The following is a 14368-nucleotide window of genomic DNA, read 5'->3' on the forward strand; positions in this document are numbered from 1 at the left end:
GGCGCGACGATGCATCCGGACACGCCGCGCGAAGCGGACCGCCGCGCCCTGTTGAAGGGCGCGCTCGCACTCCCGGCGATCGGCTGGCCGGGCATGGCGCAGGCAGCCGTCGCCGCCGATCCGCTGACCGGGCCGGGCATATCGCTCGCACTGGCGCAGCGGCGGGCGGCACAGATCGCAAGGGTCCACTACGCCATCTCGCTCGACGTCACCGCCGCGGACCGCGCGGTCGGGTCGGTCGTGATCCGGTTCGACCGGGTCAGGGGCAGCGGCGACCTCGTCCTCGATTTCCGCGGAACGATGGTCACCGGGCTGGAGGCGAACGGTGTGGGGGTCCCGGCCACCGCGCGACGCGATGGCCATCTCGTGCTGCCCGCGCGCGTGCTGAAGACGGGTGCCAACAGCGTGTCGGCGCGCTTCGAGACCCCGATCGCGAGCGCAGGCGCCGCGATCATCCGCTTCAAGGACCCGGCCGACGGACGGACCTATCTCTACACATTGCTGGTGCCGTCGGACGCCAATCTGCTGTTTCCCTGCTTCGATCAGCCCGACCTCAAGGCCCGCATCCGCTGGGACGTGGTCGCGCCCGAGGGCTGGACGGTGATCGCCAACGGGCCGGTCGCCGCGAAGACTCCGACAGGCGCCGCGACCCGCTGGCGGTTCGCGGAAACCGTGCCGATCTCCACCTATCTCGCCGCCTTTGCCGCCGGGGCCTGGGTGGGCACGACATCGGCCCCCGCCGGGGAGCAGCCGATCACGCTCTACGCCCGCCATTCGCGCGCCGCCGAGGTCGATGCCGAGACACAGCTTGCGACCAATCGCGCGGCGGTACGCTGGCTCGCCGACTGGTTCGGCATCGCCTTTCCCTTCGCCAAGCTCGACCTCGTGCTCGCGCCGGCCTTTCCCTTCGGCGGCATGGAGCATGTCGGCGCGGTCTTCTACAACGAGGACCGCTTCGTCTTCCGCGAGCCGCCGACGCTGCCGCAGCGGCTGGCGCGCGACCAAACCATCTATCACGAGATCAGCCACCAGTGGTTCGGTGACCTCGTCACGATGCGCTGGTTCGACGATCTGTGGCTGAAGGAGGGGTTCTCGACCTTCATGGCCGCACGGATCCAGGCGGACCTGCAACCGGACAGCAACGCCTGGACGACGTTCCTGCTGTCGATCAAGACGCCCGCCTATCGCGCCGACGCGACCAGCGGCACGGCGCCGCTCTGGCAATCGCTCGACAATCTCGACGCCGCGAAGAGCAATTACGGACCGATCGTCTACAACAAGGCGCCGGCGGTCATCAAGCAGCTGGCCTTCTTCGTCGGCGAGGACGGGTTCCGGCGCGGCCTGAACCTGTTCCTTACCCGTCATCGCTATGCGAATGCGACCTGGCAGGACCTGCTCGGCGCGGTGGGTGAGGCGTCGGGCATCGATCTGGCTGCGTTCGGTCGCAACTATGTCCTGCGCGCGGGGCTGCCGCGGATCGAGACCGCGCTGACGCTCGCGCGGGGGCGGATCGATGCGCTGGTGCTGAAACAGCGACCGGAGAGCAGGCTGCCGGGTGATCCGGGCGGCGCCTGGCCGATGAAGGTCCGCGTCCGCCTCGGCTATCACGACCGCGACGACGTCGTGCTCGACGCATGCTTCGAGGGGGCGGTTGCGACCGTCGACAAGGCCGCCGGACTGCCCGCGCCCGACTATGTCTGGGCGAATGACGACGACCAGGGTTACGGCCTGTTCATGCCCGACGACCGGACCGTCGCGTGGATCGCCGCACACGTTGGCAGCGTGACGGACAGCCTGTTGCGCGCGATCCTGTGGAGCGCGCTCTGGGACGTCGTCCGCGACCGCCGGCTGCCGCCCGAACGCTATCTTGCGGTGCTGCTGCGCGAGCTTCCTGCCGAGCGCGACGAACAGATCTCGCGTGCGATCCTGTCGCGCGGGGCGGCGGCGCTCGACGTCTACCTCACCGAGGCGCGTGGCGCGGGGCTCCGGGCGGGCTGGGAGACCGCGCTGCTCGCGCGGATCGACGATGCGGCGATCGGCTATGGACTGCGCAAAGACGCGCTCGATCGACTGATCGCGACCGCGCGGACGCCGCTCGCGCTCGACCGCCTCCGCGCCCTGCTTGACGGCCGCGCGCGACTGGCCGGCGAGCTTATCCGCCAGCCGACACGCTGGGCGATCGTCCGGCGGCTGATCACGATCGGCGCGCCCGACGCGGGCACGCGCTTCACCGCCGAGCGCGCGCGCGATAGCTCGACCGAGGCCGCGAAGGATGCCTTCGTCGCGGAGGCGGCATCCCCGCGGGCTGCGGTGAAGACCGCCTATTTCAAGCGCTATTTCGACGATGCCGGGCTCAACGAGGCATGGGCGAGCGAAAGCCTTGGCGCGTTCAATGCGGACGGGCAGGCGGCGTTGACGATCGGGTTCCTGCGGCCGGCGCTCGATCGCCTGCTGTGGATCCGGCAGAATCGCCGCATCTTCTTCCTGCCCGCCTGGATCGACGCATTCATCGGCGGGCAGGTGAGCCCGGAGGCGCTGCGCATCGTCGACGATTTCCTTGGCGAGCAGCGGTCGCTGCCGATCGACGTACGCCGCAAGATCCTGCTGGCGCGCGACGAACTGGCGCGCACCGTCGCCATTCGAAAGACTTAGCCGCCGGGACGATATCGCCGCGCGACATGCCCCTTTAGCTCGTCGGGATGGAAATAGACCGGGCGCAGCGTGCCGCCGGCGTAGCGCGCGGTCTGGTCGGCGAAGTGCGGGGACGCGGGATCGCCGCTCTGGCCGCCGACCATCACCGCCGTCGCCTTCACCCGCGGTCCGAATTCTACGACCGCGACGAAGCTGTTGCCGCTGGTCCCGTAATAGCGCTTCGTCCCCGGCCAGCGCTTGGCGCCGAATGATGCGAGGCTGCCCCATTGCGCGGACGTGAAGGGGATGGGCGTCGACGCGCGCGCATCGTCGAAATGCGGCTGGATCGCGTCGTCGAGCCGCTGGAAGCGGTTGATCGCCTGCCACGGCGTTCGCCAGTCGCCAAAGTCGCAGGTCAGCTGATCGACCGCGGCCGACAGCGCGGCGAGCTTGGCCTCCGGCGTGACGCGCGTGGCGATGTAATCGGGCACGTTCATCCGCTCGGCCTGTGCGAACCCGCCGACCTCGCGCCACAGCTGATCGCCCCAGAACACCGCAAGGCTGGTGGCGACCGAGTCATAGCCCCAGCGGCGATCCCAGCGATCGAGCAGCGCGATCGGCGCCGCGAGTTTCGCCCGCCGCGGATCGCCGGCCGGCAGTGCCCGCCAGGCGTCGACCAGGCCGGGGAGAAGCCGTGCGAAGGCGGGGAGGTAGGAATCATAGGCGGCGGCACGCAGCGTCTCCGCGGTCCAGCCGCGTTTCCCGGTCAGCAGCAGATCCGCATGGATGCCGCGCGCATTGCCGCCGACCTGATCCATGTAGCGGGGATAATCCGCTGCGCGCGGACTATCAGGTCCGGCCGCGCTCCAGGGCCAGTCATTGGTGTTGTGCACCCAGCCGGTGCGCGGGTCCGCGACGCTCGGCAGCGTGGCGAGCCCGTGCAGCCCGCGCCAGTCGGTCGCCGGGTCGCTCCCGTCGACGGGCCGGGTATAGTCGAACTGATCACTTCTGACCGGCATGAACTGCGGCATCAGGAACGCGATCTCCCCCTTGGCGTCGGCGAACAGCGTGTCGTTTGACGCATTCGCCTTGCGCTGCGCAACCGCCATATAGCCTGCCAGGTCGGTCGCCTTGGTCCGCAGATAGCTTTGCTCGAGCGCAGGCACGGGCTTCCACATCAGCGCGGTCGCGATCCAGCGTCCCGCCTTGCTCGCGACGATCGGGCCGTGATGCGTGCGATAGGTCGTGAAACGGCGCGTGCCCGACGTCCCGTCGGCGTTGCGGACGCGTAAAGTGACGACCCTCGTGGTGACCGGCCGCAGCGCCTTGCCGTAGCGATAGCGGTAGCCCGTGTCGCCGCGGACGACGCGTTCGGCAAAGTCATCGACATTGTCGACCGTCGATGACGTGTGCATCCAGCCCGCACTCGGGTTGAAGCCCTGATAGATGAAGAACTGGCCCCAGGTGCTCGCGCCATAGGCGTTGAGCCCCTGATCGCTCGTCATCTGCGCTTCCGAGCGGAAATAGAAGCTGGTGTGCGGGTTGATCAGCAGCAGCGCATGGCCGTTCGCGGTCAGGCGCGGCGCGATCGCGATGCCGTTCGACCCCGACGGTTCGCGCGGCACCATGCCCAGCTCTTCGGGGCTTGGCGGCGTCGGCGTACCGTAGAAGGTCTTGAGGTCGCTTAGCGATATCCGCTCGATATCGCCGCCGATGCTGCCCTCGGTAAAGCTCAGCGCCATCCACGGCTCGAACCGGGTCAGGACCTTTGGCTTCACCTGCGGATGGGTCGCCAGATAATGGTTCAGTCCGTCCGCCCAAGCCTGCATCAGCGTCCGCAGCCACGCCGGGCTCGCCGCATAGTCGCGCTGGAGTTCAGCTGGGTCGACGAACAGCCGCTGCCGCAAATCGGCCCAGACCGCGTCCTCGCCGTCCGCCTCCGCGCTCCGGCCGAGCGCGGTCAGGTAATTCGCCTCGATCCGCGCAAAGTCATCCTCGGCCTGTGCGTAGATCAGCCCGAACACCGCATCCGCGTCGGACCGGCCGCGGACATGCGGGATCCCCCAATCGTCGCGGGTGATCGTCACGCGTCCCGCCTGGGCCTCCCACCGTGCCCGCTCGGTCGGTGGGGCACTGGGCGCCGTCGTCAGCATCGCCACCAGGATCATCGGCGTGCGGGCGTGTCGAAGGATCATGGCCATCGCGGCAGCCTAAGCCGCAAACCGAGGAATGACCATGCGTCGCCCCCGCCGTCACGACGGGGTCGACACGGTGCCCCGCGGTTAGGCGGCCTGGGCGGCCATACGCGCGGCGAGCTTTTCTTCTTCGGTCCACACCTTGCGCTCACGCGGCGGCTTGGGCGCCTTCACCTGCTTGACCGGGCCACCGCCCAGCACCGGCGCACGCTTGGTCGAGTGACGCGCGACTTCGCAATGCCATTCGTGATCGTCATGCACGGTCAGCGTGCGCCCGATCTCGCGCTCGACGTCGTGCAGCCATGCGCGCTGCTCGGCATCGCACAGCGTGACCGCGAAGCCGCTGCGGCCCGCACGCCCGGTCCGGCCGATCCGGTGGACATAGCTTTCGGGCAGGCTCGGCAGGTCGTGGTTGAAGACGTGCGTCACCGTGTCGACATCGATCCCGCGCGCCGCAATGTCGGTCGCGACGAGCACCTGGACGGTGCCGGCACGGAACGCGTCGAGCGCACGCTCGCGCTGACCCTGCGACTTGTTGCCGTGCAGCGCCTCGGCGGTGATCCCCGCTTCGCCGATGAACGCACAGACGTCGTTGGCGATGTTCTTCTGGAGCGTGAACACGACCGCCTGACCGATGTCCGGCGTGCGCAGCAGCGCGAGCAGCGCATCCTTCTTGTTCGCGGCATCGAGGAACATCACCGATTGCTCGATCCGGTCGACCGTGGTTGAGGGCGGGGCGATCTCGACCTTCGCCGGATCGCGCAACAGGCTGTCAGCCAGCGTCGCGATCGACTTTGGCATCGTCGCCGAGAAGAGCAATGTGTGCCGGTCCGCGGGCAGGGTCGCGACGATCCGCTCGATCGGCTTGGCAAAGCCCATGTCGAGCATCTGGTCGGCCTCGTCGAGCACCAGCGCCTCAAGCGCCGACAGGTCGCAAAGCCCCTGCTCGACCAGATCGAGCAGACGGCCCGGCGCCGCGACGATGATGTCGACGCCCGCCTCGAGCGCCTTGACCTGGTGAAACTGGCTGACGCCGCCGAAGATCGTCATCACGCTCGGCTTCAGATGGCGGCCGAAGCTCTCGAATCCGGCAGCGATCTGCGACACGAGCTCGCGCGTCGGCGCGAGGACGAGGATGCGCGCGCCGCCCTTGGGGGCAGGGCGGGGATCGGCAGCGAGCCGGTGGAGCAGCGGCAGCGCGAACGCGGCGGTCTTGCCCGTGCCGGTCTGCGCCATGCCGAGCATGTCGCGGCCCTGCAGCAGCTGCGGGATCGACTGCGCCTGGATCGGGGTCGGATGGGCATAGCCCTGTTCGGCGAGGGCCTCGAGCAGGAAGGGCGCCAGAGCGAGGTCGGCGAAGGTCGTGGTCATGGTAAAGCGGCGCCTCCGGCGCTGGGCAAGGCCGCGCCTGGTCGGGCTTAGCATTTCGGGAGCGCGCGCTGGTAGGTTTTATGCTGCACTGCGTCAATCTGGAATAGCGGCAGCGTGCCTACGGCCTTCCCTTACCGGCGGCAGCGGGCAACCTTTGAGGACAAAATGCACCACGGACCGCCCCTATCCGACGTGCTCGCGGTCTCTGGGGAGATCTTAAAGGATTGGCCAAACCAAAACCGGCTTGACTCGCTAACCAATCATGGCGAGATACCGGTAACATTAGACTGCGTCAGACGGTTTCATGAGGGATAGGATGAGTGACCATGAAAGTGTCCGGCCAATGTCGCGGCCGCCAGATCGGCCGGCGGATGCCCCAGGCAGGCGTGCCGCTACGGCGCTTCCCCTAAGTCAGCTCGGGTAGCCCTCCGCGCCTACCGGCTGATCAAATACGCAAACAGCACCATGTTTTAGCCAAACCGGGACCCGCTTTCCGCGCCCCAGTACCGACTTCGTATGCCGCGACGAACGGCGACGACCCCACAGAGAGGACCCTGATCATGAAGGCATTTCGACAGCCGCGTCTGACGCGTGCAGCCTTGTTGTGCGCTACCACCCTAACCGTGTTGGCGCCGTCGATCGCGCTGGCGCAGACGGTGCCGCCGCCGCAGGAGCAGGTGCCCGAAAATGGTCAGGATCCCGCCCCGGCAACGCCGCCCGCGCCGCAGACCGAGGATACGCAGGGCACGCCCAGCGAGGACATCGTCGTGACCGGCTACCGGTCCAGCCTCGCCAAGTCGACCGACGCCAAGCGCGCGTCGACCGGCTTCACCGATTCGATCTTTGCCGAGGATATCGGCAAGTTTCCCGACACCAACATTGCCGAATCCTTCAACCGCATTCCCGGCATCACGATCACGCGCGACGTGACGGGTGAGGGGACCAATGTCGCGATCCGCGGGCTCGGATCGAACTTTACCAACGTCACGCTCAACGGCGCGACGATCGCGGTCGCGTCGTCGGGTGCGACCGATGCGCAGGGCACGGACCGCTCGGTCGACCTGAGCTTCTTCCCGACCGAATTGTTCACCAAGCTGACCGTCAACAAGAGCTATACGGCCGACCTGCTCGAGGGCGGCGCAGCGGGCAATATCGATCTGCGCTCGGCACGTCCGCTCGACCGCGCGACCGGATTCCTGAACTATAACGTCCAGGGCACGCGCCAGTCGCCCGAGGACCGGATCGGCGCGCGCGGCGCGCTGATCGGCAGCTGGCGGACTGACACGTTCGGAATCCTGGCCGGCGTGTCGGCACAAAGGCTGTTCACCGATACCCGCGGGTTCGAGACGATTGGCTATACCAATCCGGCGCTGACCGCGGCGCAGTGCGGCGCCACGTCGGGCTGCAACACGACCGGCGGCGGCAACTGGACGATTCCGGCGGTGGTGCCTGCGGGTGCCGGTGCCGGGCTGGTCGCGGGGACGCCGATCGACCGGGCGTTTCTGCTCGCGAACAACCCGGGCGCGACGATCCAGCAGATCGACAATGCGCTGCTCCCGCGGCTCGGTCGCACGACCAGCATCCGCGGCCCGCGCGACCGGATCAACGCGATCGTCAGCACCGAATGGCAGCCGACCGATGCGCTGCATTTCTACATCGACGGTCTGTACGGCTACAAAAAGAACGAGCTCACGCGTGAGAACATGGCCTGGATCGTCCGCAACGGCGCGATCATCCCGACCAACCTGACCTTCGACAATCCCGATTGCACGATCGGGTGCGTGGTGACCGGCGGGACGTTTGCAAACGCGCAGTTCTTCAACGAATTCCGCCCCTATACCGAGACGACCAAGCTGGTCAGCATCAACCCGGGCGGCGAATGGGAGATCTCGCCGACGCTCAAGGCCTCGCTGCAGGGCAATTATGCGCGGTCGACCTTCCACCGCGAGAGCCCGACCGTGGGCCTCACCACCCCGCTCGGCGTCGGCAATACGGTCACCTACAGCAACACCGGCGGAATCCCGACGATCCAGAGCGGGCTCGACCTCAACGATCCCGCGAATTTCGGCTGGAACGCGGGCAGCCGGGTCGGCATCCAGGACGAGCGGCGTCTCAACAAGAGCAAGGGCGCGCGCGGCGATCTGACCTGGGGCGGCAAGGCGCTCAACCTCAAGATCGGCGGCGCATTCGACGACGTGTCGCGGCGGATCCGCGGGTTCGACAACAGCCAGGCGTGGCAGAATGCGGTCTGCGGGAACAATCCCAACGTGTTCGTCGCATCGCCCAACACCCAGCCGCCCTGCGCAGGCCTAGACGCCCCCGGCGCCGCGCCGGCGGGCTATCCCAGCTATCCCGGCTATGGCACGGGCGCGACCACCGGCCTGGCGGGGCCGGTCAGCTATGGCGGCTCGCTCGTCCCCAATGCGGCGGTGCCCGGCTATCTGAAGCCCGGCCCGGCGGGGTTCGTCACGGTCGACTGGCCGGCCTTCGCCGCCGCCACCAACTATGACAGCTTCCACGACGCGGCGCCCGAGACGGGTGCGGCCAACACCGGCGCCAGCGGCGGTGCGATCCGCGAGGTCGTAAAATCCGCCTTCGCCACACTCAACGGCGCGCAGCAGATCGGCGACAACACGCTGCGGTTCAATGTCGGTGTGCGCTACGTCAACACGATCCAGACGATCACGGGTCGCGTCTCGCTGCCGGATCCGCGCAACACGACCAGCACGGGCGCGAGCTTGCCCGACGGCAGCCGCTACGTGAATATCGTCAGCGAGGTGTCGACGCGCAACGTCTATTCGAAATGGCTGCCCGCCGCGACCTTCGCCTATGACCTTGGCGACCAGGCGGTGGTGCGCGTCGCCGGCTCGCGTACGATGACGCGTCCGGACCCCTCGGCGCAGCTTCCCGGCGTCAACTTCGGTGCGCCGTCGGCGGATCAGGCGAATATCGGCAACCCGGCGCTCAAGCCGTACATGTCGACCAACCTCGACCTCGGTTTCGAATATTATACCGGCCGCGAAGGCGTCGTCAGCTTCAACGCATTCCGCAAGTCGATCGAGGGGTTCACCAACACCGCGATCAACACCGTGCCGTTCGCGGCGCTGGCGCAATATGGCATCACCTTCGACACGCTCAACGCCAACCAGCAGTTCGCGATCCAGTCGCGCGGCGGCCCCGGCGTCGCGCAGGTCCAGGTCACGTCGCAGGTCAACGTCCCCAACAAGCTGACGATCAACGGCCTCGAATTCCAGTGGGTCCAGCCGCTCGACTTCCTGACCCGGATGATCGGCGTCACCGGCTTCGGCTTCAATGCCAATGCGACGATCGTCGACCAGCGCAGCGATGGCCCGGCAACGGCGTTCGGCGTGTCGCCCTTCACCTACAACATCACCGGCTTCTATGAGAAGAACGGCGTGATGCTCCGGGTCGCGACGACCTCGCGTCAGGGCGCACAGAATAGCGGCGCGGCGCAGAACGGTATCCCGGCGGCGGCGCTGTTCGGGACGGACTATACGACCTACGACTTCTCGTCGTCGTTCGATCTCGACAAGATCTTCGGCCTGGCGGGCGCACCGCAGCTGACGGTCAACGTGTCGAACTTCACCGACGCGACGCTGCGGTCCTATTTCCAGTTCGAGAATGCGACGTTCACGCAGTATAAGCCGGGACGTCAGTTCCTGATCGGCCTGCGCGGCACCTTCTAGGACCGACGGTCGGGACGGTCGCCATCGCGCGATCGTCCCGGCAGCCGCTCAAGGACCCGACGACCAGTCTGTACGCCGCCCGCTCCGGACAAAGGATTCCCCCTCATGCGCATCCTCACCCTCGCTCTCATCGCGCTCGCCGGCACCAGCGTCGCGCAGGGCAGCCCGGCGCAGACCGCCGCTGCGCCGTCCGACGCCTCGCCCCGGTTCAGCCGATTCAGCTATGAGGGGCGGTCGCCCGGCGCGGCACCGTTGCAGCGCAACCAGTATCGCAACCCGATCCTGTCGGGCTATTACCCCGACCCGTCGGTCACGCGGGTCGGCGAGGACTATTATCTCGTCAATTCGTCGTTCGCGCATTTTCCCGGACTGCCGGTCTTCCATTCGCGCGACCTGGTGAACTGGACTCAGATCGGCAACGCGATCGACCGCCCCGATCAGCTCGACTTTACCGGCATGCGGACGTCGCAGGCGGTCTTTGCGCCCGATATTTCCTATCACGACGGCGTCTTCTACATCGTCAACACCTGCGTCGAGTGCAAAGGCAATTTCGTCATCACCGCGCGCAATCCGGCCGGCCCCTGGTCCGCGCCGATCTGGCTGCCGTTCGAGGGCATCGACCCCTCGATCTTCTGGGAGGGAGACAAAGCCTATATCGTCAACAACCGCGCCCCCGCCGAACCCCCGCGCTATGACGGGCACCGCGCGATCTGGATCCAGGAATATGACTGGCGCAAGGGGCAGATGGTCGGCGAGAGCACGCAGCTCGTCAATGGCGGTGTCGACCTGTCGAAAAAGCCGGTCTGGATCGAAGGGCCGCACATCTTCCGCAAGGACGGCTGGTATTATCTGACCGCCGCGGAGGGCGGCACGAGCGTCAACCATTCTCAGGTCGTGCTCCGGTCGCGGACCTTGCGCGGCCGCTATGAGCCCTATGCCGGCAACCCCATCCTGACGCAGCGCGATCTCGACCCTGCACGCTCGCGGCCGATCACCTCGGCGGGGCATGCCGAACTGGTCCAGACGCAGACGGGCGAATGGTGGGCAACCTTCCTCGCGGTCCGGCCCTATGCCGGCGACTATTACAATATCGGTCGCGAGACGTTCCTGCTCCCCGTGACCTGGAAGGACGGCTGGCCGATCATCCTGCCCAAGGGGCAGCGCGTCCCCGAAGTCGCGGCTTCGCCCGGACTGCCTGCGCAACGCCCGGGGCCAGTGCCGACGGCTGGGGCCTTTTCCTATGTCGACGAGTTCGACGGCGATCGGCTGGCGATGCAATGGGTCGGTGTCCGCACCCCCAAGGCACCCTTTTATCGCCTGACCGGGGGAGAGCTCGTGCTCGGCCGGGGCGCGCCGATGGGCGATCTCGCGGGCGTTCCCGCCTTCGTCGGCCGGCGCCAGCAGCATCACGACGCGACGATCTCGACCACGCTGCGCTTCTCGCCAAAGACCGGCGATCGTGCCGGCCTCGCCGCGATGCAGAGCGACAAGGCGCATCTCTTCTTCGGGCTAACGCGGATTGCGGAGAAACCTGTCGTCGCCCTCTACACGACGCAGGAAGGCAAGGAGCAGCTCGTCGCAAGCGCGCCGGTCGATCCGGCGGGCCCGGTTACGCTGATGATCGACGCTACCGGGGGTACGATGCGCTTCAGCTACACGACCGGCGCAACGCCTCGTACGCTCGCATCAGATGTCGACGTCCGGTTCCTGAGCACGCGGGTGGCGGGCGGTTTCGTCGGGACGCTCGTCGGCCCCTATGCCTGGACGCGCTGACCTCGCGTGGCACCGCTACGTGGCACCGCTGCGGACGTGATGCCGAAATAAGAAAAAGGCGCGGGCCGGCTGACGTGCCGGCCCGCGCCTGAACCTCAGGCCTTCTTGCGCGCGCGCTTCGGGCTTGCGGCTGCTGCGACGTCCTCTTCCTCGTCCGGGCTGTCCTCGCCCGCCTCGGTCAGCGCCTCACCGAGCGCGCGCAGCTTGTCCTGCGACGTGTCAGCCTTTTCCGCGATCTTGGTCGTCGCGGCACCAAGCCGGTGCAGCAGCGCATGGACGCGGTCGGCGTCCGGCGTGTCCTTCTCAAGCTGCTTGCGCAGCGATGCCAGGTCGCGAAGAATGCCCTTGGCGCCGGGTGTCTCGATATCGGCGAGTGCGGCTTCCCAATCCTCGACCATGTCGGCGCCCTTGGCGGGCTTCGTCGCGTCGAGACCGCGATTGATCGCGTTCATCGTTCCTGCAAATTTGACGGCCATGTCTGCTCTCTCCTAGCCGGTATCGGCGAGCATCAACGCGGTCGGACGGCGCGAATGTCCCGCCATTCCTATCAACCTGCATCAACATGATCGCATTTTGTTCGGGCGCCCGCCGCGCGTGTCAGCGCAACCAGTTGCGCAACAGCGCGGTGACCTCACCCGGTCGTTCGAGCGGGGCGAGATGGCCGCAGCCCCGCAATTCGTGAAACCGCGCGCCCTCGATCAGCGTGGCCAGTGCGCGTGCATCGTCGGGCGTGCAGATCCGGTCGCGATCGCCCACCGCGACGAGAGTCGGCACATGGATCGCGGCGATCGCGTCGCTGATGTCGGGCCGTTCGAGCAGCGCGCGCTGCTGGCGTTCGAAGACCGCCTTGCCGACCCGGTCCGCCATCGCCTGCACCGGGCCCGCCACGATCGCGGTCAGTCGCGGATCGGCATGCGGGGCAGTCGCGAGCAGCCCCTGGCCGTCGACCGTCCGCGGACGTATCGTCATCGACGCGCGCGTGCCGAACAGCGCGACACGCAGGACCCGGTCGGGCGCCTGCCGCACCATCTCCATCGCGACATAGCCCCCCAGGCTGACCCCCGAGACCGCGAAGCGCGGCGGTGCCTTGGCCAGCACGCGCGCGGCCATCGCCGACAGCGTGTCGTCCTGCGACAGGTCATGAAACTCGGGCTCGGCGAGCGCGGCAAGATCCATGATCTGCCGTGCCCAGAGTCGCCCGTCACAACCCATGGCGGGGAGCAGCACGAGCGGGATCGGCGAACGGGTCATGCGGTGTCTCCGGTGGCGGGAAGCAGGGGGCGGGCGGGGGGCATCATCGGGCGGCCGGACCGGTCAGGCGACGAACGGGAAGGCGAGCGCGATCATGCCCACCACCGTCATCACCGCGCAGACCAGGATCGCCGGCACCAGCGTGAACCGCTGATGATCCGCCAGATCGATCCCGACCAGGCTGACGAGCAGATAGGTCGACGGCACCAGCGGGCTGAGCAGATGGACCGGCTGGCCCATCAGCGACGCGCGCGCGATCGCCTCGGGTGCGACGCCGTAATGCGCGCCCGCTTCGGCGAGGATCGGCAGCATCCCGAAGTAGAAGGCGTCGTTCGAGATGAAGAAGGTGAAGGGCAGGCTGAGCGCTGCGGTGATCGGCGCCATATAGGGGCCCATCGCCGGCGGGATCACGCCGACCACCGCCTTGCTCATCGCCTCGACCATGCCGGTACCGCCGAGGATCCCGGTGAAGATGCCCGCCGCGAAGATCAGCGACACGACCGCCAGCACATTGCCGGCATGCGCGGAGATGCGTTCCTTCTGGTCGGCGACGCCGGGATAGTTGACGATCATCGCGATCGCGAAGGCGAGCATCATCAGTACCGACAGCGGCAGGATGCCCCAGACCAGCAGCGTCAGCAGCGTGACGACAAGGGCTGCGTTGAACCAGATCAGCTTGGGCCGGCGCGCTTCGGGATATTGCGACACCGCCATGCCGGTGAACGTGTCGGTCGCGGTGATGCCCGCTTCGCCCATGCGCGCGCGCTCCTTGCGGCCGAAATACACCGCCAGCCCGACGAGGAAGGCGAGCCCTGCGATCATGCCGGGAATGAGCGGCAGGAACAGCGTCGCGGGATCGAGCTTCAGCGCGCTCGCCGCGCGCGCGGTCGGCCCGCCCCACGGCGTCAGGTTCATGATCCCGCTCGTCGTCATCAGCAGGCAGACGAGATACAGCCGGTTCATGTCATAGCGCTTGTACAGCGGCAGCAGCGCGGCGATCGTGATGATGTAGGTCGTCGAGCCGTCACCATCGAGGCTGACGAGCGCGCACAGCACGACCGTGCCGATCAGGATCCGCATCGGATCGCCGTGCACCATCCGGATCAGCCGTCCGACCAGCGGATCGAACAGGCCGGTGTCGGTCATCGTCGAGAAGAACAGGATCGCGAACAGCAGCATCACGCCGGTCGGCGCGAGGTTTTTGATCCCGTCGATCATCATCGGGCCGAGACCCGCGGCCTCGCCGGCGAAGACCCCGAAGATCGAGGGGATCACGATCAGCGCGACCAGCGGTGTCATCTTCTTGGTCATGATCAACGTCATGAACGTGGCGACCATCAGGAAGCCAAGCAGGGCAAGGTTCATCGCATCGTCCTAGGAAAGGGCGTGAAAAAGGGGGTGGGGGCAAAACCCCCGTCATCCTGACGAAAGTCAGGACCC

Annotated in this window: 8 protein-coding genes; 3 read left to right on the top strand and 5 right to left on the bottom strand. The window is 67.4% G+C overall.

From position 1 onward, the window contains the following. Positions 1-9 precede the first annotated feature (9 nt). Positions 10-2652 (top strand): M1 family metallopeptidase, encoded by a 2643-nt coding sequence (locus NEF64_RS09740; RefSeq protein WP_252573684.1) that lies wholly within the window; start codon positions 10-12, stop codon positions 2650-2652. On the opposite strand, the gene NEF64_RS09745 is transcribed toward NEF64_RS09740, so the two are convergent. Continuing rightward, the gene (locus NEF64_RS09745; RefSeq protein ID WP_414711865.1) at positions 2649-4832 is read right to left on the bottom strand and encodes a penicillin acylase family protein; all 2184 of its coding nucleotides are present in this window, start codon (positions 4830-4832) and stop codon (positions 2649-2651) included. The genes NEF64_RS09740 and NEF64_RS09745 overlap by 4 nt on opposite strands. An 81-nt stretch (positions 4833-4913) precedes the next feature. Continuing rightward, the gene (locus NEF64_RS09750; protein WP_031396629.1) at positions 4914-6197 is read right to left on the bottom strand and encodes a DEAD/DEAH box helicase; all 1284 of its coding nucleotides are present in this window, start codon (positions 6195-6197) and stop codon (positions 4914-4916) included. Between the two features lie 560 nt (positions 6198-6757). Here NEF64_RS09750 and NEF64_RS09755 point away from each other — a divergent pair. Both NEF64_RS09755 and NEF64_RS09760 read left to right on the top strand, forming a co-directional pair. Beyond that, a complete protein-coding gene (locus tag NEF64_RS09755) occupies positions 6758-9904 on the top strand; it encodes a TonB-dependent receptor (protein WP_056408463.1) in 3147 nt (1048 codons plus the stop codon). 105 nt (positions 9905-10009) lie between these two features. Beyond that, complete coding sequence (locus NEF64_RS09760; protein ID WP_082446999.1) at positions 10010-11677, top strand: glycoside hydrolase family 43 protein; 1668 nt, start codon at positions 10010-10012, stop codon at positions 11675-11677. 95 nt (positions 11678-11772) lie between these two features. On the opposite strand, the gene NEF64_RS09765 is transcribed toward NEF64_RS09760, so the two are convergent. The 3 genes from NEF64_RS09765 to NEF64_RS09775 form a co-directional block, all read right to left on the bottom strand. Continuing rightward, positions 11773-12153 (bottom strand): hypothetical protein, encoded by a 381-nt coding sequence (locus NEF64_RS09765; protein WP_235516467.1) that lies wholly within the window; start codon positions 12151-12153, stop codon positions 11773-11775. Between the two features lie 121 nt (positions 12154-12274). Beyond that, on the bottom strand, positions 12275-12928 hold the full coding sequence (locus tag NEF64_RS09770; protein WP_056408460.1) for an alpha/beta fold hydrolase: 654 nt from the start codon (positions 12926-12928) through the stop codon (positions 12275-12277). 63 nt (positions 12929-12991) lie between these two features. Continuing rightward, positions 12992-14293, bottom strand: a complete 1302-nt coding sequence (locus NEF64_RS09775; RefSeq protein WP_056408458.1) for a CitMHS family transporter — start codon at positions 14291-14293, stop codon at positions 12992-12994. Positions 14294-14368: the final 75 nt, after the last annotated feature.

The organism is Sphingomonas aerolata, from assembly GCF_023935825.1.
GTDB classification, from domain to species: domain Bacteria; phylum Pseudomonadota; class Alphaproteobacteria; order Sphingomonadales; family Sphingomonadaceae; genus Sphingomonas; species Sphingomonas aerolata.

Excerpts from the sequence above, each read along its gene's own strand:
- NEF64_RS09740 (WP_252573684.1), top strand. The coding sequence starts at position 10 with ATGCATCCGGACACGCCGCGCGAAGCGGACCGCCGCGCCCTGTTGAAG.
- NEF64_RS09755 (WP_056408463.1), top strand. The coding sequence starts at position 6,758 with ATGAAGGCATTTCGACAGCCGCGTCTGACGCGTGCAGCCTTGTTGTGC.
- NEF64_RS09770 (WP_056408460.1), bottom strand. The coding sequence starts at position 12,928 with ATGACCCGTTCGCCGATCCCGCTCGTGCTGCTCCCCGCCATGGGTTGT.
- NEF64_RS09775 (WP_056408458.1), bottom strand. The coding sequence starts at position 14,293 with ATGAACCTTGCCCTGCTTGGCTTCCTGATGGTCGCCACGTTCATGACG.
- NEF64_RS09765 (WP_235516467.1), bottom strand. The coding sequence starts at position 12,153 with ATGGCCGTCAAATTTGCAGGAACGATGAACGCGATCAATCGCGGTCTC.
- NEF64_RS09750 (WP_031396629.1), bottom strand. The coding sequence starts at position 6,197 with ATGACCACGACCTTCGCCGACCTCGCTCTGGCGCCCTTCCTGCTCGAG.
- NEF64_RS09745 (WP_414711865.1), bottom strand. The coding sequence starts at position 4,832 with ATGGCCATGATCCTTCGACACGCCCGCACGCCGATGATCCTGGTGGCG.
- NEF64_RS09760 (WP_082446999.1), top strand. The coding sequence starts at position 10,010 with ATGCGCATCCTCACCCTCGCTCTCATCGCGCTCGCCGGCACCAGCGTC.